This is a genomic window from Candidatus Pantoea multigeneris, assembly GCF_011752615.1.
Classification (GTDB): Bacteria; Pseudomonadota; Gammaproteobacteria; order Enterobacterales; family Enterobacteriaceae; genus Pantoea; species Pantoea multigeneris.
The window spans coordinates 546,099-565,029 of record NZ_VWXF01000001.1 but is presented as its reverse complement, the minus strand read 5'-3'; the positions used below and the strand labels follow the sequence as shown (position 1 = coordinate 565,029).

The following is an 18,931-nucleotide window of genomic DNA, read 5'->3' as shown; positions in this document are numbered from 1 at the left end:
GAGGTGCCCGCGTAAGTACCGCATTTTGCCGACTATTTTCAGGAAGCGCCGCTAACTATGAATCTATTGAAATCGCTGGCAGCGGTCAGTTCGATGACCCTGTTTTCGCGCGTATTGGGCTTTGCCCGTGATGCCATTGTGGCGCGGGTATTTGGGGCCGGAATGGCCACCGATGCCTTCTTTGTGGCATTCAAACTGCCTAATCTACTGCGCCGAATCTTTGCCGAAGGCGCATTCTCTCAGGCATTTGTACCGATTCTGGCCGAGTACAAAAGCAAACAAGGTGAAGAGGCAACGCAGATCTTTGTCTCCTACGTCTCGGGGTTACTCACGCTGGTGCTGGCCCTGGTGACGTTCGCCGGGATGCTGGCTGCGCCCTGGGTGATCTACGTGACTGCGCCGGGCTTTGCCGACACGGCGGACAAATTCGCCCTGACCACGGCGCTGCTGCGTGTGACGTTCCCCTACATCTTGTTGATTTCACTTGCCTCACTGGCCGGGGCGATCCTCAACACCTGGAACCGCTTCTCTGTACCGGCCTTTGCTCCGACGCTGCTTAACATCAGCATGCTGGGCTTTGCGCTGTTCGCCGCGCCTCATTTCCATCCACCAATCATGGCGCTGGCCTGGGCTGTTGTGGTGGGGGGCGTGCTGCAACTGGGCTACCAACTGCCGCATCTGAAAAAAATCGGTATGCTGGTGCTGCCGCGCATCAATTTGAAAGATGCTGGCGTGTGGCGCGTGATGCGCCAGATGGGACCGGCCATTCTCGGGGTCTCGGTGAGCCAGATTTCACTGATCATCAACACCATCTTTGCCTCATTCCTCGTGTCGGGATCGGTCTCCTGGATGTACTACGCCGACCGTCTGATGGAGTTCCCCTCTGGCGTACTGGGCGTGGCTCTGGGCACGATTTTGCTGCCTTCGCTGGCAAAAAGCTTCTCCAGCGGGAATCATGATGAATACTCCCGCCTGATGGACTGGGGATTACGCCTCTGCTTCCTGCTGGCGTTGCCCTGTTCGGTGGCGCTCGGCATTCTCTCCGGCCCGCTCACCAGCGCCCTGTTCCAGTACGGCAAATTCACCGCTTTTGATGCCGCAATGACGCAGCGCGCGCTGATTGCCTACTCGGTTGGATTGATGGGCCTGATTGTGGTCAAAGTGCTGGCACCGGGCTTCTATTCGCGTCAGGACATCAAAACGCCGGTGAAAATTGCCATCATCACGCTGGTAATGACGCAGTTAATGAACCTCGCGTTTATTGGGCCACTTAAGCACGCCGGTTTGTCGCTATCGATTGGTCTGGCGGCTTGCCTGAATGCGGCGTTGCTGTTCTGGCAACTGCGCAAACAGCGCATCTTCCTGCCACAGCCGGGCTGGTACAGTTTCCTGTTCCGACTGGTGGTTGCGGTAGCCATTATGGCTGCGGCACTGCTGGGCATTCTGCACGTGATGCCGTCCTGGGGAGAGGGAGAGATGTACGCGCGTCTGCTGCGTTTGGCGGCCGTGTGTGTGGTGGGTGGCTGTAGCTACTTCGTCATGCTGGCGCTGTTAGGTTTCCGCCTGCGTGACTTTGCCCGCAGTACAGCGGCCTGATCGTACTATACGTTCAGGCCTTGTGGCTCAGGGTGGTGCGGCCAGTGCCGAGGCCATCCGGGCCATAAAAAGCCTGGCTGAAATGCGGTTTCAACACGGATACGGCTGCATCGGTAAAGCGAATTTGCTGTTGCAGCAGTAGTCCGTTATGCACATTGGCATCGCGTAGCTGACGGGTCGCGTGCTGTAGCTGCTGCCACTGTTCAGCCATCATGCGGTCCGCCGGATAAGGCGCGGCCATATTATGGCTACGTTCGCAGGTCAGACGCATCTGATCGAGATAGTTCAGGGTCGCCAGCAGCGAGCGCTTATCTTCCGTAATCCGCTGTAGCAGGTTGCTGTTCACCTTGCCCGCCGCCAACGCGTGCTGCTCTTCGGCCAGCAGGTCGGTCAGGGTGCTCAACACTTCCTGCATTTTCTCCAGCGTACTCTGCAATTGACTCATGGGATTACTGGTCCTCTAACCAGGCTTTGGTATCGGCAATCAGCGCATCGGCAATTTTACCGGTATCCATCTTCAACTCGCCGTTGCGGATGGCGGTTTTCATCTGCTCAACGCGCGCGGTATTAATATCCTGGCTGCCGGGTTGCATCAGCTGTGCCTGAGCGCTGCTCAGACTGACCTGCGCACCGCTTTGTGGCGCGGCAGCGGTGGCGCTGCTCTGGCGCACTTTATTGCTGTTGTCGCTGCTGTCACGCGTTTGTACCGTGCTGACGGGCTTTGACGGTTGGGTTCTTTCAATACTCATGATATTCGCTCCAGTGCTCTCAGCGGCTGCTGTCGGGAGAATCAGCACAGCCTAACGGGTTTCTTGTTTCTTGTATCGGCAGAACAGACGCACTCTTTAGCACTTTACAGGGTAATAAGAATATTCCCACGTTCATCAACGCGCCCGTTAACCACCTGGCCGTTATCCATCCGCACCCGCACCCAATCAGAAGCTGCACCATTACTCATCGCTTTGCCTGCCGCAGTGGCGCTAAAACCGTTGCCGCTCGCCACCACCGTCACCGATTCACCGGCTTTCACCCGCCAGGGCTGACGCAGCATGGTCTGAGTCACGGGCTGACCGGGCTCAATATCGCGCAGGACCACGGCATCGGCAACCTTGTCCACGCTGAACAGCGTGCGCGGTGGCAGGGTATCTAATCGTCCCTGTTGCAGGCGGAAATCACGGGCCGAAACCTGCACGCCGCGCCGCAGCTGATGCTGTGCCACCAGGTATCCACCGCTCACCTGAACCTGCACCTGCAAGAAGCGACGATTCTCACCGCAACTGGCGGCCACGCTCATATTTCCCCACAGACGGCTATTGCCCGGCAGCATCAGCTGCGGTGTGGCACAGGTGGGCCACTGCTCGTCTGGCGTACGTACCTGCACCACCATGCCCGCAGCATGTTGTGGGTCGCGAGCCTTAAAAAACTGGGTGAGTTGAGCGGGGAGATCGGCCGCCTGAGCGGACAAAACCGTGCCGACCAGTAAACCGCTCAGCAGGGAAAGATGAAATCGCATGAAGAAAGTCCTCTTTGACTGATAGGCAGCAGTCTACGCCTCGGCAAAAAAACTCAAGAGCAGGAATAGCCACAATTTCTGTTGCTATTCAGACGATAGCCCTTGCTTTTGGCGAATTAAGCTTTCCGCTCGAAATTCTCATTCGCGGAGTAACCATGCTCGACAAACTGGATGCGGCATTACAGTTCAGCAGTGAAGCACTCAATCTGCGTGCTCAGCGTCAGGAGATCCTGGCGTCCAACATTGCTAATGCCGATACCCCGGGCTATCAGGCGCGCGATATCGACTTTTCCAGTGAGCTGAGTCGGGTGATGGAGCAGGGACGCAGCGCCGGCAGCAGCATGGCGTTAAAAGTCACTTCACCACGCCACATTGAAGCGCAGACCAACAGTCAACCCTCAATGGACCTGATGTACCGCATTCCCGACCAACCGGCGGCGGACGGCAACACCGTGGATATGGATCGTGAGCGCACCCAGTTCGCGGACAACAGCCTGAAATACCAAACCGACCTCACGCTTATCAGTAGCCAAATCAAAGGCATGATGAGCGTATTACAGGGGCAATAACCGTGGCTTTAATGAACATTTTTGACATTGCCGGTTCGGCAATGGCGGCGCAGTCGCAGCGGCTTAACGTCAGCGCCAGTAACCTCGCGAACGCCGATAGCGTCACCGGGCCAGACGGCCAACCGTACGTGGCTAAACAGGTGATTTTCCAGACGGATGCCGCCCCCGGTGCAGCAACCGGCGGCGTGCGCGTAGCGGGCGTGGTGAACGATCCTACCCCCGCCAAACTGGTGTATGACCCCGGCAATCCGCTGGCGGATGGCAAAGGCTACGTCAAGATGCCGAACGTGGATGTGGTAGCAGAAACGGTCAACACCATGTCGGCTTCTCGTAGCTATCAGGCCAACGTGGAAGTCCTGAATACCGTCAAGTCGATGATGATGAAAACCCTGACAATGGGTCAGTAACGGAGAACAACAATGGGTATCGCGGTAGGCGTTAACGAGAAGCTGGATCAGACGGTCCTCTCTTCCAGCAGCGACAGCACCAGCAGCAGCGCAGCGGATCTGCAAAACGAATTCCTGACCATGCTGGTCACGCAGTTAAAAAATCAGGATCCCACCAATCCGATGGATAACAGCCAGTTGACGACACAGCTGGCGCAGATCAACACCCTGAGTGGCGTGGAAAAACTCAACACCACGCTGGGGTCGATCTCCGGACAGATCACCACCAGCCAGTCATTGCAGAGTTCAACCCTGATCGGCCATGGCGTGATGATCGACGGTTCTCAGGTGTTAGTCGGCAGCGGTACCACCACGCCGTTTGGCGTTGAACTGGGTACGGCTTCAACCTCGACCACCGCCACCATCAGCGATTCCAGCGGCAACGTGGTGAAAACCATTGATCTGGGTGGATTGAGTGCGGGCGTCCATACCTTCTCATGGGATGGCACCCTCACCGATGGTTCCACCGCGCCGGATGGCAAATACACCGTCGCTATCGCCGCCAGCAGCGGCAGCACGCAACTGGTCGCCCAGCCATTGGCTTATGCCTATGTCAGCGGCGTCAACACCAGCACCGACAGCACCACACTTGATCTTGGCACCTCCGGCACGGCCACCCTTGATGAAGTCAAACAGATCATCTGAATAATTACTCAGGAGTCATAACATGTCATTTTCTCAGGCGGTAAGTGGCCTTAGCGCAGCATCCAGCAACCTGGACGTCATCGGCAACAACATCGCGAACTCCGCTACTGCGGGTTTTAAATCCAGTACCATTGCTTTTGCCGATCTGTTTGCCGGTTCAGATGTGGGGATGGGAACCAAAGTCGCTGCGGTGATCCAGAACTTTAACGACGGCACCACCACCACCACCAGCCGTGGGCTGGATGTCGCGTTGAGCGGCAACGGTTTCTTCCGCATGACGGACAGCAGCGGCGCGGTGTACTACTCGCGTAACGGCCAGTTCACCCTTGATGAGAACCGCAACCTGGTTAACACCCAGGGCCTGAACGTCACGGGCTACCCGGCCAGCGGCACCCCGCCAACGGTACAGACCGGTGCCAACCCGGTCGCATTGAGCATTCCAACCACCCAGATGCAGGCCAGCGCGACCACCACCGCCAGCCAGGTGGCGAACCTCAACTCCAGCGACAGCACGCCAACCGTCACCACCTTTGAGTCAACCAACACCAGCAGCTATAACGCCAAAAGCAGTATGACGGTGTACGACACCCAGGGTAACGAACACCAACTGGACATGTACTACGTCAAAACCGCCGACAACAAGTGGACGGTACACGCCATTGACAGCTCGGACAGCAGCGCAACCGATCAGCAATACAACCTGACGTTTGACAGCAGCGGCAGCCTGACCAGCATCACCAACGCAGCGGGCACCGAATCATCACCGAACCTCAGCCTCAGCATCAACGGCATTAACGGCGCAACGGGCACCACTATCCAGCTCAGCATGCAGGGCAGCTTGCAGCAGAACACCGGCACCACCAGCTTCGGCAACCCGACGCAGAACGGTTATGCACCAGGCGACCTCACCAGCTACAGCATCGCGGATGACGGCACCATCACCGGCACTTACTCCAACCAGAAAACCCAGACGCTGGGGCAGATCGTGCTGGCAAGCTTCTCTAACCCAGAAGGGCTGGAATCCAAGGGGGATAACGTCTGGAGCGCCACCGACTCTTCCGGCCAGGCCGCACTGGGCGTGGCGAATACCGGGACCTTCGGCTCTCTGACTTCCGGCGCGCTGGAGTCTTCTAACGTCGACCTGAGTAAAGAGCTGGTGAATATGATTGTTGCTCAGCGTAACTATCAGTCCAACGCGCAGACCATCAAAACGCAGGATCAGATCCTCAACACCCTGGTCAACTTACGTTAATCCACTAACGGGATTGTTTTATGGATCACGCGATATATACCGCCATGGGGGCGGCCAGTCAGACGCTGGATCAGCAGGCGGTCACTGCCAGCAATCTTGCCAACGCCTCAACGCCAGGCTTCCGCGCGCAGCTCAATGCGTTGCGCGCCGTGCCGGTGAACGGGTATTCGTTGCCGACCCGTACCCTGGTCGCGGCCTCAACGCCAGGAGCCGATATGAGCCCCGGCGCGATGGACTACACCGAACGTCCGCTGGACGTTGCGGTGCAACAGGATGGCTGGCTGGCGGTGCAAACGGCGGATGGAACAGAAGCCTACACCCGCAACGGCAATATGCAGATCAGCCCCAGCGGTATTCTCACCATTCAGGGCAATCCCGTGATGGGGGATGGCGGTCCAATCGCGGTTCCTGAAGGCGCGCAAATCACTATCGCTGCGGATGGCACCATCACTTCGCTTAATGCGGGTGATGCGCCTAACGCCACGGTACAGATTGGGCGGCTCAAACACGTGCGCGCCACCGGCAAGGAGTTGCAGCGTGGTGATGACGGCATGTTCCGCCCGACCGCCGCTACTCAGGCCACGCGTGGCGCCACATTGGCAGATGATCCCACCGTACAGGTGATGCCGGGCGTGCTGGAAGGCAGCAACGTTAAACCGGTGGAAACCATGGTGGATATGATCGCCAACGCCCGCCGCTTCGAGATGCAGATGAAAGTGATCTCCAGCGTTGATGAAAACGAACAGAAAGCCAATTCACTGCTCAATATGAGCAGCTAAGGCAGAGGAACAGACGATGATTCGTTCTTTATGGATCGCCAAAACCGGCCTTGATGCCGAACAGACCAACATGGACGTGATTGCCAACAACCTGGCAAACGTCAGTACCAACGGTTTTAAACGTTCACGCGCGGTATTCGAAGACCTGATGTATCAAACCCTGCGTCAGCCGGGAACCCAGTCTTCGGAGCAGACCACGCTGCCTTCGGGTTTGCAGATCGGTACCGGTGTGCGTCCCGTGACCACTGAGCGCCTGCACACGCAGGGTAACCTGTCGCAGACCAGCAACTCCAAAGACGTGGCGATCAACGGCCAGGGCTACTTTAAAGTGCAACTGCCGGATGGCACCGATGCGTATACCCGCGATGGTTCATTCCAGGTGGATCAGAACGGGCAATTGGTCACCAACGCAGGCGATCCGGTCCAGCCGGGGATCACCATCCCCGCTAACGCCACCAGCATCACCATCTCCCGTGATGGTGTGGTCAGCGTGACGCAACAGGGGCAGACCAACCCGACGCAGGTAGGGCAGTTGACCGTCAGTACGTTTATGAATGATGCCGGTCTCGACAGCATGGGTGAAAACCTCTACACCGAAACCCAGGCTTCCGGTACGCCAACCGACAGCACGCCGGGCCAGAACGGCGCGGGCATGCTCTATCAAGGCTATGTGGAAACCTCCAACGTTAACGTAGCGGAAGAGCTGGTCACCATGATCCAGACGCAGCGCGCCTACGAAATCAACAGCAAGGCGATCAGCACCTCTGACGAGATGCTACAGAAATTAACTCAGGTGTAATTCCGCGCCGCTGGGTCAGCGACTGCTGGCTCAGAGGCGGACGTTTAAAAGGTTGCTTTCAATGGCGAAGCCCGTGATTTTCAGGCCAGCACCGGGTGTGCTGGCGCTGCTGCTGCTCACCCTTAATGGCTGTGCGCTGGTGCCACGCAAACCGCTGGTCGAGGGCGCGACCACGGCTCAGCCGCTGCCTTCTCCGCCGCCGGTGGTGAATGGATCGATTTTCCAGGGCGTAGCGCCGCTCAACTATGGCTATCAACCCCTGTTTGAGGATCGTCGTCCGCGTAACATCGGCGACACCCTGACCATTACCCTGCAAGAGAACGTCAGCGCCAGCAAAACCTCCAGCGCTAACGCCAGCCGCGATGGCAGCAACAGCCTGGCCTTCACGGCAGTGCCGACCGGGGCCGCGGGCCTGTTGGGGGCCAGTGGTGAAAAGGCCAATCTCGCCGGGGAAGGCAAAAACGACTTTGCCGGTAAGGGCGGCGCGACCGCAGCCAATACCTTCACCGGCACCATTACCGTCACGGTGAATCAGGTGCTCTCTAACGGCAACCTGCACGTGGTGGGTGAGAAACAGATTGAGATCAACCAGGGAACCGAGTTTATCCGCTTCTCTGGCGTGGTTAACCCGCGCACCATCAGCGCCAGCAACGCCGTGCTCTCCACCGCCGTGGCGGATGCGCGCATCGAGTACGTGGGGAATGGCTATATCAACGAAGCGCAGACCATGGGCTGGCTGCAACGCTTCTTCCTGAATATTTCACCGATGTAAGGGGTGACGATGAAACTGTTAACGCTACTGCGTTTGACCGTGGGACTGATGCTCGGCGTAAGCCTGGTGGCCCATGCAGACCGTATTCGTGACCTCACGACGGTACAAGGCGTGCGAGATAACCAGCTGATCGGTTATGGCCTGGTGGTGGGGCTGGACGGCACTGGCGACCAGACCACGCAAACGCCATTTACGACCCAGACGGTCAACAACATGTTGTCACAGTTGGGGATCACCGTGCCAACCGGCACCAATATGCAGCTGAAAAACGTGGCAGCGGTGATGGTGACGGCCTCACTGCCTTCGTTTGCTCGTCAGGGACAAACGCTGGATGTGGTGGTGTCCTCATTGGGTAATGCAAAAAGCCTGCGCGGCGGCACGCTGTTAATGACGCCGTTAAAAGGGGTGGATAATCAGATCTATGCGCTGGCTCAGGGCAACATTTTGGTGGGCGGTGCAGGCGCTTCTGCCGGTGGCAGCAGCGTGCAGGTCAACCAGTTAAATGGTGGCCGCATCACTTCCGGTGCCACGGTGGAACGTGAACTGCAAAGTAACTTTGGTAGCCAGAACACGCTGAATTTGCAGCTTAACAACGAAGACTTCAGCATGGCGCAGCGCATTGCTGACGCCATCAATGCACGCATGGGCTACAACAGCGCACAGGCACTGGACGCACGCACGGTGCAAATTCGCACCAGCGCCAACAACAGTTCTCAGGTGCGGTTGCTGGCGGATGTGCAAGACATTGACGTTGCGGTTCCGCTGGAAGACGCCAAAGTGATCATCAACTCGCGTACCGGCACCGTGGTGATGAACCGCGAAGTGTCGCTCAGCACCTGTGCGGTTGCGCAAGGCAACCTGTCGGTCACGGTGAATCAGAGCCAAAACGTCAGCCAGCCAAACACGCCATTTGGCGGCGGGCAGACCGTGGTCACGCCACAGACGCAAATTGATATGCGCCAGAGCGGCGGTTCATTGCAGCACGTTAACGCCAGCGCCAATCTGAACAGTGTGGTGCGCGCCCTAAATGCGTTGGGGGCTTCGCCAATTGAGCTGATGTCGATTCTGCAATCCATGCAAACCGCAGGCTGTTTGCGCGCCAAACTGGAAATTATCTGATGAGCGATATGCAGGCGATGGCGGGTGCAGCGTGGGACAGTCACGCGCTGGATCAGCTCAAACGTGAAGTCAGCAGCGATCCAAAAGGCAAAGCGCTTCAGGTGGCGAAGCAGGTGGAGGGCATGTTCGTGCAGATGATGATGAAAAGTATGCGCGAAGCCCTGCCAAAGGGCGGCATGCTGGATAACGACCAGACGCGCCTCTATAGCTCAATGTGGGATCAGCAAATCGCCCAGCAGATCGGCAATCGTGGGCTGGGCCTGGCGGACACCATCGTTAAACAGATGATGCCCGCTGAGGCACCGTCAGAAACTGCGGGCACCGTGCCGATGAAACTCGATGGCGATTACATCGTTAGCCACAACATGGCTTCGATGGAGCTGGAACAGATGGTGCGCAAAGCCGTGCTGCGTCTGCCTGCGGGCGGCTCGGCATTGCCGGTGGACAGCCAGGCCTTTATTGCCCAGCTCACCCAACCGGCGCAGCAGGCCAGTGCGCAAAGTGGCATTCCCCATCACCTGATTCTGGCGCAGGCGGCGCTGGAGTCCGGCTGGGGCCAGCGCCAGATCATGACCCGCGACGGCAAGCCAAGCTACAACCTGTTTGGCGTGAAGGCCAGTGCGGACTGGCAAGGGGCTACCACCGATGTCACCACCACCGAGTATGAACATGGTATCGCGAAGAAAGTGCGTGCCAGTTTCCGCGTGTACGGCTCATATCTCGAAGCGCTGAGCGACTACGTCAAACTGCTGGGGAATAACCCGCGCTATGCCGCTGTCACTAACGCTCGCAGCGCGGAGCAGGGCGCTCAGGCACTTCAGGCAGCGGGCTACGCTACCGATCCCAACTATGCGCAAAAGCTGGTGGGTATGATTCAGCAGTTCAAAAACATGGGTGACAAAGCGGTGAAAGCCTACAGTCACGATCTCAGCAATTTGTTCTGACCCATCCCCTCAAGTTTCACTGACACACGTCGATAATTACATCAGAGCCAGCCCGTTGAACGTGCCAACCGCGCGTTCAACGGGAAAGAGAGGAATTCACTAATATGTCCAGCTTAATTAATACCGCCATGAGCGGGTTAAGTGCCGCTCAGGCGGCGCTCAGCACCACCAGTAATAATATTACCAACTATGCGGTGACGGGATATTCCCGCCAGACCACGATCCTGGAACAGGGCAACAGCACGCTCTCAGGCAACAGCTATTATGGCAATGGGGTAAACGTGGGGACCGTACAGCGCGAATACGACGCCTTTATTACCAATCAGCTCCGCAGCGCCAGCGCCAGCTACAGCGCGTCCAATACGGAATACAGCCAGATCTCCAATATTGACGACATGCTCTCCTCGACATCCACCAGTTTGTCGACCCAGATTCAGACCTTCTTTACCAATATTCAGAACGTGGTCAGCAATGCCGATGATCCCTCATCGCGTCAGGCCATGTTGAGTAATGCGCAGGGGCTGGTGAGCCAGTTCCAGACCAATGCACAATACCTGAATAATATGCAGGGCAGCGTCAACAGCAGCGTCAGTTCCAGTGTTGATCAAATCAACACCTACGCTTCACAAATTGCTGACCTGAACACGCAGATTGGCAAACTCACCACCGGTGATGGCGCAGCCCCCAATGATCTGTTGGATAAACGTGACCAACTGGTCAGCGACCTGAACAATATTGCGGGCGTATCGGTCACGCAGCAGGGCAGCAGCTACACCGTCAGCATGAGCGGCATTACGCTGGTGAACGGCAGCCGTACCACGTCGTTGGTGGCGATGCCCGCTTCCAGCGATCCCAGCCGTACCACGGTCGGTTATGTGGATAAGCAGGCTGGAAATGTTGAGATCCCGGAAAGCAGCCTGACCACCGGCAGCCTTGGCGGCGTCCTGACCTTCCGCAGCCAGGATCTCGATCTGGCGCAGAACCAGCTCGGCCAGTTGGCGGCGGCTTTCACCACCAGTTTTAACAGCGTGCACGCGCAGGGTTATGACAGCAACGGCGACACCGGCAAAAACTTCTTTAACATTGGCAGCCCGGACGTCATCAGCAACACCAAAAACACTGGTACGGCATCGGTTAGCGCCAGTTGGACCGATACCTCAGCGGTGAAAGCCTCCAACTACAGCGTCAGCTATGACGGCAGTAACTGGAGTGTGACGCGCCTTGCGGACAATGTGCAGGTCACCCCCACCACCAGTACCGACAGCAGCGGCAATCAAACCCTGAGCTTTGATGGGCTGCAACTCACCGTCGATGGGACACCTGCGGCCAAAGACAGCTTCCTGGTCAAGCCGGTGCAGAACGTCATTAACGGTATGTCAGTCGCGATTACCGATGAATCCCAGATTGCTGCGGCAAGCGCTGCCGGTGGCGAGAGCGATAACCGCAACGCGCAGAAACTGCTGGATTTACAAGACAGCAATCTGGTGAACGGTAACGCCACCCTGACGCAAGCTTATGCCAGCCTGGTGAGTAGCGTGGGTAACAAAACCAGCTCACTGGAGACCAGCAGCACCACTCAGGAGAGCGTGGTTAATCAGCTCAGCGATCGTCAGCAGTCAGTTTCCGGCGTTAACCTCGATGAAGAGTATGCCAACCTGACGAAATATCAGCAGTACTACATGGCGAACGCCCAGGTCTTGCAGACCGCAGGCACTATTTTTGACGCGCTGATTCAGGCCACCAGCTAACGGAGACTAAGGAATGCGTTTAAGTACCAGTATGATCTTTGACCAGCAGGTGCGCGGGATCAGTGATTCACAATCCTCGTGGCTGAAAGTCGGCGAGCAGCTCTCCAGCGTCAAAAAAGTGACGAATCCATCCGACGATCCTATTGCCGCTGCGCAATCGGTGGTGGTGGCACAGAGCCAGTCCGAGAGTAGCCAATACAAGCTGGCGCGCACGTTCGCCAACCAGAGTTTGTCGATGGAAGAGAACGCGCTTTCCAGTGCGACCAGCACCATCCAGGATGCGCAGACCTTGATCGTGTACGGTTCCACCGGCACCCTGAGCGACGATGACCGCGCCTCCATCGCGACCCAGTTGGAAGGGTTGCGTAACCAACTGTTGGGCCAGGCGAACAGCCAGGACAGCAGCGGACGCTATATTTTTGCGGGTTACAACACCTCAACCGCACCGTTTGTTGATAATGGCAACGGCGTAGAATACGTGGGCGGTTCTGACGCCATCACGCAAAAAGTGAATGACAGTCGCACCATGACGGTAGGAAACACCGGTAGCGATGTGTTCATGAGCATCAGCAGTAACGCCAAGACCGAACCCGACGGCAGCGCGAGCGAAACCAACGTGTTTGATATGCTGGACAGCGCCATTGCTGCGCTCAAGGTGCCACAGGCGGATGCCGATGCAACCACGCAGCAAACCTTCCAGGATGCGATGGATAAAACCAACCGTGGCCTGAGCAACTCCTTGAATAACGTACTGCGGGTGCGTTCGGATGTGGGAACACAACTTTCCGAGCTGGATACGCTGGATTCTCAGGGCGATGACCGCGATACCATTCTCAGCACCGAAATGAGTAACCTGGTGGATGTGGATTATACCTCTGCGATTTCCAGCTATACCATGCAGCAGACCGCATTGCAGGCCGCCTATAAAACCTTCACTGATATGTCGCAGATGTCACTGTTTAAACTGAATTCCTGATTCAGTTCCGCTTTAGCGTACTTAACCGGCTACGCCATGTCCTGGAAATAAAGAATCCCGCCGTCCTGCCTAGGGCTGCGGGATTTTTTTATTTGCGGGAAATACCGGGTCAAAATTTGCCGTTTAGGGCAAGTACCCATTAGCGGCGAATAGCGTAAACCGCAAAGCCAGCCGCGCGGGAAACAGTCTACAGCGGCAAGAGAGGTTATATTGCACGCCGTTAAGCGCGTTATTGGGGAAATACCTGAGGGGAAGGGCGGATATAAAAAAAACGGCTCCCCCCAAAATGGGAGAAGCCGTATTCATTACTCAGACGCTGAGGGTTTAGAAACTCTCAGGGCGAGTCGCTGGTGCAGTCGCGTGGTGGGTAGCACTGTGGCCACCTGCCGCGCCTTTGCCTTCGAAGCCAAAGTCTGGACGTACCCAGTCACTGTGGCGTGCAGGCTCTGGCTGCCAGGCTGGAGCTGGCGCTTTGGTCATCGGTGCTGAAGCATAGTGCTTCCACAAGGTTTCCGATGACGGTTTAGCCGCTTCCTGCGGGGCAACATCGCGTGCTGCAACCGGTGCGTGTGGTTCTGAGGCTTCGGTGACAGCCGGAGCATTCAGCACTTCAGCGACCTGCTGCTGCGTTTCTGGCGCAACATCGGTGGCTACAGAAGGTTCTGTTGCTTCAACCGGTGCAGGCTCTGCTGCTGCTGGCGCAGATTCTACGACCACTGCTGGCGTTTCCACTGCCACTGGAGCCGGTTCTGCAACCGGTGCTGCAACCGGTGCCACTGGAGCAGGTTCTGCGACCGGTGCTGGCGCTTCCACTTCCGCTGGAGCAGGTGCTTCAACAGGCGCTGGCTCTGCGGCTTCCGACACGGTCGGCGCAGGGGCAACTTCTGCTGCTGGCGCAGGTTCTACCACTGGAGCAGTCACGGCTTCAGCACCTGGACGGGTAGCTGGCGCGCTGGCAACTTCAGCCGCAGGGCGAGCAGCCGGTGAGGTGTAAGCTTCTACTGCCACCTGCGGTTTTGCTGCTTCAGGGGCTGGTGCGGCTACCGGCGCTGCCGACTCAACTGCTGTCGGGCGGGTTGCTGGTGCACTTGACACTACCGGTGCCGGGCGTGCTGCGGGTGCAGCATACGCTTCCGTTGCCTGACGCGGTGCCGCAGTTTCTGCTACTGGACGAGCTGCTGGTGTCGAATAGGCTTCCGCTGCCGGACGCGTCGCAGGGGCTGACGCATATTCCGCCGCAGGACGAGTCGCTGGCGCGTTGGCTACCGGTGCTGCACTTTCAGCCTGAGCGGCAATGCTTGCCGCCTGAGCTTCTTGCGCGGCTGGGATCACCGAAGGCGCTTCGCTAACCGGAACATCAATGGCACTGCTGTCTTCAACACTGACAACCGGGACTGGCGTTGCGGCCAGAGGTTCAACCTGATGCACAGGCTGCGCTTCAACCGGTGCTGCAACTTCCTGCACGGCTTCCACTGCTGGCTGAGCTACGGCAGCGGCAGTTTGCTGCTGGTTGTAGTCAGGTGTCTGAGCTTCCTGTACCGCGGCTTCGTGAGTGCTGGCGACTGGATAACGGATCCACACTTTACCGGAAGCCATTTCTGGCGAGGCTGAAGCGGCTGCCAGCGGCATCGCTGACTCGGTTGGATAACGCTCGTCACGATAGCGACGACGACGCTGACCGCTAACACGCAGATGACGCGGTGAACGACGCGAACGACGTGGCATATTGCCGTTATCGCGGCTGTCTGCTTCATCCTGACTTTCAACTACCGCACTGTTTTCTGACTGACGTTCAACCTTTGGTTGTTCAGCGGCGATCGGCGCAGCAACAGGGGTTTCTCCTGCGGCTGGCTCGGCGTTCGCGTTGCCATCTTCAATACGGACACGTTGTGACAGTTTACGCGGTTGACGGCGTGGCAGAGTCTGCACGCGTTCATCATCTTGCGCGTTCTCTTCAACGTTCTCAGTGCGTTGAGCAACCGGCTCGGCAACTTGCGTTTCCTGCTGAGCGCGTTTCTCTTCTTCACGACGACGCTGACGTTCAGCACGCTGCTCGCGGCGCTGTTGCTGCTGCTCTTCGCGCTGCTGACGTGCCTCTTCGCTCAATGGTGCATTGCGATCTTCGCGTGGCTCACCAGACTGGCGCTTGTTACGGCGGTTCTCGTTACCTTCACGTGGTTCGCGGTTATCGCGGGTTTCACGATTATCACGATTGTCACGATTGTCACGATTATCGCGGTTGTCGCGCGCTTCACGGTTATCGCGGTTGTCACGGTTATCGCGCGTTTCACGGTTTTCGCGATTATCACGACCTTCGCGCTGAGCGTTATCGCCATTACGCGGAGTACGTTCACGACGGTTGTTATTGTTGCGGCGGTTGTTGTTACGACGCTCGCCACGTTGCTCGTTGTTTTGCTCTGTTGCCTGTGGTTTTGCCGCTTCTTCTGCCTTCACTTCAGGCGCAGGCGTGGCTTCGCCAGCAAACATTTTCTTCAGACCACCGAACAGGCGACCAAAGAAGCCCGGTTTCGCTGCTTCTGCCGCAGCCACCGGTGCTGCCGGTTTGCTGTCACTTTTCGCGACGGTTTTCAACGGCTCAGGTGCCACTTCTACTGGTGCAGGAGGGGCATCCGGCATCACGAAGGCGGCCAGTGCTGGCTGCTCTGGGCGACGACGCTCAGCGTGCTCTTCTTCAGAAGGCAGCGCCATGTCCGCTTCGTGCAGCTTCGGCAGGTGGTAACTCAGGGTCGCCGTCTCTTCGCCTTTGCGCACGCGCAATACGGAGTAGTGTGGGGTTTCCATGAGGTCGTTCGGGACGATAATCGCACGTACGCCGCCCTGGCGTTTTTCAATCGCGTTGACCGCTTCACGTTTTTCGTTCAGCAGGTAAGAGGCCACCGGTACAGGGACAATCGCGTGAACTTCTTTGGTGTTCTCTTTCAGCGCTTCTTCTTCAATCAGACGCAGAATGGAGAGTGACAGTGATTCGTTATCACGAATGGTGCCAGTACCGCTACAGCGTGGGCAAACGTGATGGCTTGACTCACCCAGAGAAGGGCTCAGACGCTGACGTGACATCTCCAACAGACCAAAGCGTGAGATATGGCTGATCTGGATACGCGCACGATCCTGACGCACCGCATCACGCAGGCGGTTTTCAACCGCACGCTGGTGACGAACAGGGGTCATATCGATGAAGTCGATAACAATCAGGCCACCAAGGTCACGCAGGCGCAGCTGACGAGCAATTTCATCCGCCGCTTCGAGGTTGGTGTTGAAGGCCGTCTCTTCGATATCGCCGCCACGGGTTGCGCGTGCGGAGTTGATATCAATGGCCGTCAGTGCTTCGGTGCTGTCGATAACAATCGAACCGCCTGACGGCAGGCGCACTTCGCGCTGGAAGGCGGACTCGATTTGTGACTCGATCTGATAGTGGCTGAACAGCGGGATCTCACCGGTGTACAGTTTGATTTTGCTGCTGAAATCAGGGCGACCTAGCGCCGCGATGTGCTGACGTGCCAGCTCCAGCACTTTCGGGTTATCAATCAGAATCTCGCCGATGTCCTGACGCAGATAGTCGCGGAAGGCACGCACAATAACATTACTTTCCTGGTGGATCAGGAAAGGTGCAGGGCGGCTGTCAGCGGCTTTTTTGATGGCATCCCAGTGTTTGATGCGGAAGCCGAGATCCCACTGCAGCGCTTCGGCAGATTTACCGACACCCGCAGTACGTACGATCAGGCCCATGCCATCTGGCAGTTCCAGCGAAGAGAGCGCCTCTTTCAGTTCGGTGCGATCGTCCCCTTCGATGCGGCGAGAAATACCACCAGCACGCGGGTTGTTCGGCATCAGAACCAGATAGCTTCCTGCCAGAGAAATAAAGGTCGTCAGCGCGGCACCTTTGTTACCACGTTCTTCTTTATCAATCTGAACAATAACTTCCTGACCTTCACGCAGCACTTCTTTGATATTGGGGCGACCCTGTGCGTTGTAATGAGCGGGGAAGTATTCGCGGGAAATTTCTTTGAGGGGGAGGAAACCGTGACGCTCAGCACCGTAATCAACAAATGCGGCTTCAAGGCTTGGCTCAATACGGGTGATCTTACCTTTGTAAATATTAGCTTTTTTCTGTTCGTGCCCTGGGCTTTCGATATCCAGGTCGTACAGGCGCTGTCCATCCACTAGGGCTACGCGCAACTCCTCCTGCTGAGTTGCGTTGATTAACATTCTTTTCATCGTGACTTACTCGTTATTCTCACATGAGTGACAAAGCTGCGGGCATAGTAACCCTGGACGAGTATCAGCCGATGGCCCCGTGACTTAAGTGCAATAACGTCAACCTCCCGGTTGTCGAACGCTTGAGGGGCGCAAGTAGCGTCGGTGGCCTGTTTTTCCCAGGAAAATACAGCGCCAGATTGGGGAAATGCCTGAGAGAAGTCTATGAACCCGTGCATCCCATCCTGTCGTCCAGGCTGCAACCCGCAGCCCGCTAAGTGCCTGATTTAACATTACGTCTTACGCCATTGCTGCGTCTCTGTACAATCCGGCAAAATAAGGTGTTAGCTCTTTTTTCCACTCTGAATGAATTCAGGGCAGAACCCCAGCATTATTCCATTGCTTACCTTCATATAGCAAGGTGACTTTCGTCACTGAATGAAGATTATTGTCATTTGCCTGAACAGATGTTGGGCAAATAGACGCATTGGTGAAAAAAGCCTCCGTCAGCACTTTTTTCTCTGCTGTAGGCAGTGAGTTAAGCACAGAAAAAGAGGTGGCGCTATCTGAGTACACTATTTAGAATCGCGCCCATGAAAACAGAGAATCCTGGCGTACAGTTTGTCGCCATCACGGCTGAGAATGCCGGACAACGAATCGATAACTTTTTGCGCACCCAGTTAAAAGGTGTGCCGAAAAGTATGATTTATCGCATCCTGCGCAAAGGTGAAGTGCGGGTAAACAAAAAACGCGTCAAACCGGAATACAAACTGGAAGAGGGCGATGAAATTCGCGTTCCACCGGTGCGCGTTGCGGAGCGTGAAGAGCAGAGCGTCTCACCGAAACTGGATAAAGTCGCGGCCCTGGAGTCCTGCATCTTGTATGAGGACGATCACCTGCTGGTGATGAATAAACCTTCGGGCACGGCGGTACACGGCGGTAGCGGCTTGAGCTTTGGCGTAATTGAAGGTTTACGTGCGCTGCGACCTGAAGCCCGTTTTCTGGAATTAGTCCACCGTTTAGACCGCGATACCTCGGGTGTGCTGCTGGTTGCCAAGAAACGTTCGGCACTGCGCTCGTTGCATGAGCAACTGCGCGATAAAGGCATGCAGAAAGATTACCTGGCGCTGGTACGCGGCAACTGGTCTTCCCACGTAAAAGTGGTGCAGGCGCCATTGTTAAAAAATATCCTGCAAAGCGGTGAGCGCGTGGTGCGCGTCAGTGCAGAAGGCAAACCCTCTGAAACGCGTTTTAAAGTCGAAGAGCGTTTCAGCTTTGCCACACTGGTGAAAGCCAGCCCAGTCACCGGACGTACGCACCAGATTCGCGTACACACCCTGCATGCAGACCACCCGATTGCGTTTGATGACCGCTACGGCGATCGCGCTTTTGATAGCCAATTGGCGGGCAGCGGCCTGAACCGTCTGTTCTTGCACGCCGCCGCATTAACCTTTACCCATCCAGCCAATGGCGAAACCCTGCGAATGGAAGCCCCACTGGATGAGAAGCTCAAGCGCTGTCTGACCTGGCTGCGTCAGCAAAAGGCCTGAGTTATCAC

General features: G+C 56.9%; 17 protein-coding genes. 13 read left to right on the top strand and 4 right to left on the bottom strand.

The window, feature by feature from the left end; translation table 11 throughout:
• Positions 1–57: 57 nt before the first annotated feature.
• The gene (gene murJ, locus F3J40_RS02650; RefSeq protein ID WP_167012474.1) at positions 58–1,596 is read left to right on the top strand and encodes a murein biosynthesis integral membrane protein MurJ; all 1,539 of its coding nucleotides are present in this window, start codon (positions 58–60) and stop codon (positions 1,594–1,596) included.
• A 13-nt stretch (positions 1,597–1,609) separates the two neighbouring features.
• Here murJ and flgN read toward each other — a convergent pair whose 3' ends face one another.
• The 3 genes from flgN to flgA all read right to left on the bottom strand — a co-directional run bounded on the left by flgN (position 1,610) and on the right by flgA (position 3,109).
• On the bottom strand, positions 1,610–2,041 hold the full coding sequence (gene flgN, locus F3J40_RS02645) for a flagellar export chaperone FlgN (RefSeq protein ID WP_167012473.1): 432 nt from the start codon (positions 2,039–2,041) through the stop codon (positions 1,610–1,612).
• A 4-nt stretch (positions 2,042–2,045) separates the two neighbouring features.
• Positions 2,046–2,345: a flagellar biosynthesis anti-sigma factor FlgM gene (gene flgM / locus F3J40_RS02640; protein WP_167012472.1), complete on the bottom strand. Its 300-nt coding sequence runs from the start codon at positions 2,343–2,345 to the stop codon at positions 2,046–2,048.
• 104 nt (positions 2,346–2,449) lie between these two features.
• Positions 2,450–3,109: a flagellar basal body P-ring formation chaperone FlgA gene (gene flgA / locus F3J40_RS02635; RefSeq protein ID WP_167012471.1), complete on the bottom strand. Its 660-nt coding sequence runs from the start codon at positions 3,107–3,109 to the stop codon at positions 2,450–2,452.
• Between the two features lie 155 nt (positions 3,110–3,264).
• Here flgA and flgB point away from each other — a divergent pair, with 155 nt between their 5' ends.
• The 11 genes from flgB to flgL all read left to right on the top strand — a co-directional run bounded on the left by flgB (position 3,265) and on the right by flgL (position 13,158).
• Positions 3,265–3,678: a flagellar basal body rod protein FlgB gene (gene flgB / locus F3J40_RS02630; protein WP_017348054.1), complete on the top strand. Its 414-nt coding sequence runs from the start codon at positions 3,265–3,267 to the stop codon at positions 3,676–3,678.
• Positions 3,679–3,680: 2 nt separating this feature from the next.
• On the top strand, positions 3,681–4,085 hold the full coding sequence (flgC, locus tag F3J40_RS02625) for a flagellar basal body rod protein FlgC (protein ID WP_026042648.1): 405 nt from the start codon (positions 3,681–3,683) through the stop codon (positions 4,083–4,085).
• 12 nt (positions 4,086–4,097) lie between these two features.
• Positions 4,098–4,769 carry a flagellar hook assembly protein FlgD gene (gene flgD / locus F3J40_RS02620; RefSeq protein ID WP_167012470.1) on the top strand — a complete coding sequence of 224 codons (672 nt, stop codon included), beginning with the start codon at positions 4,098–4,100 and terminating at the stop codon, positions 4,767–4,769.
• Positions 4,770–4,791: 22 nt separating this feature from the next.
• Positions 4,792–6,021 (top strand): flagellar hook protein FlgE, encoded by a 1,230-nt coding sequence (gene flgE, locus F3J40_RS02615; protein ID WP_167012469.1) that lies wholly within the window; start codon positions 4,792–4,794, stop codon positions 6,019–6,021.
• Positions 6,022–6,041: 20 nt separating this feature from the next.
• Positions 6,042–6,800: a flagellar basal body rod protein FlgF gene (locus tag F3J40_RS02610; RefSeq protein WP_017348058.1), complete on the top strand. Its 759-nt coding sequence runs from the start codon at positions 6,042–6,044 to the stop codon at positions 6,798–6,800.
• A gap of 16 nt (positions 6,801–6,816) precedes the next feature.
• Positions 6,817–7,599 (top strand): flagellar basal-body rod protein FlgG, encoded by a 783-nt coding sequence (gene flgG, locus F3J40_RS02605; protein WP_017348059.1) that lies wholly within the window; start codon positions 6,817–6,819, stop codon positions 7,597–7,599.
• 61 nt (positions 7,600–7,660) lie between these two features.
• Positions 7,661–8,371, top strand: a complete 711-nt coding sequence (locus F3J40_RS02600; protein ID WP_017348060.1) for a flagellar basal body L-ring protein FlgH — start codon at positions 7,661–7,663, stop codon at positions 8,369–8,371.
• Between the two features lie 9 nt (positions 8,372–8,380).
• Positions 8,381–9,490, top strand: coding sequence for a flagellar basal body P-ring protein FlgI (locus tag F3J40_RS02595; RefSeq protein ID WP_167012468.1), 1,110 nt, complete (start codon positions 8,381–8,383; stop codon positions 9,488–9,490).
• On the top strand, positions 9,490–10,434 hold the full coding sequence (flgJ, locus tag F3J40_RS02590; RefSeq protein ID WP_167012467.1) for a flagellar assembly peptidoglycan hydrolase FlgJ: 945 nt from the start codon (positions 9,490–9,492) through the stop codon (positions 10,432–10,434). Before F3J40_RS02595 ends, flgJ begins: the two co-directional genes overlap by 1 nt.
• A 104-nt stretch (positions 10,435–10,538) precedes the next feature.
• The gene (gene flgK / locus F3J40_RS02585) at positions 10,539–12,182 is read left to right on the top strand and encodes a flagellar hook-associated protein FlgK (RefSeq protein WP_167012466.1); all 1,644 of its coding nucleotides are present in this window, start codon (positions 10,539–10,541) and stop codon (positions 12,180–12,182) included.
• A 13-nt stretch (positions 12,183–12,195) separates the two neighbouring features.
• The gene (gene flgL, locus F3J40_RS02580; protein ID WP_167012465.1) at positions 12,196–13,158 is read left to right on the top strand and encodes a flagellar hook-associated protein FlgL; all 963 of its coding nucleotides are present in this window, start codon (positions 12,196–12,198) and stop codon (positions 13,156–13,158) included.
• A gap of 324 nt (positions 13,159–13,482) precedes the next feature.
• Here flgL and rne read toward each other — a convergent pair whose 3' ends face one another.
• Positions 13,483–17,394: a ribonuclease E gene (rne, locus tag F3J40_RS02575; RefSeq protein ID WP_167012464.1), complete on the bottom strand. Its 3,912-nt coding sequence runs from the start codon at positions 17,392–17,394 to the stop codon at positions 13,483–13,485.
• 572 nt (positions 17,395–17,966) lie between these two features.
• Between rne and rluC the strand changes: the two genes are divergently transcribed.
• A complete protein-coding gene (rluC, locus tag F3J40_RS02570; RefSeq protein ID WP_167012463.1) occupies positions 17,967–18,923 on the top strand; it encodes a 23S rRNA pseudouridine(955/2504/2580) synthase RluC in 957 nt (318 codons plus the stop codon).
• Positions 18,924–18,931 lie beyond the last annotated feature (8 nt).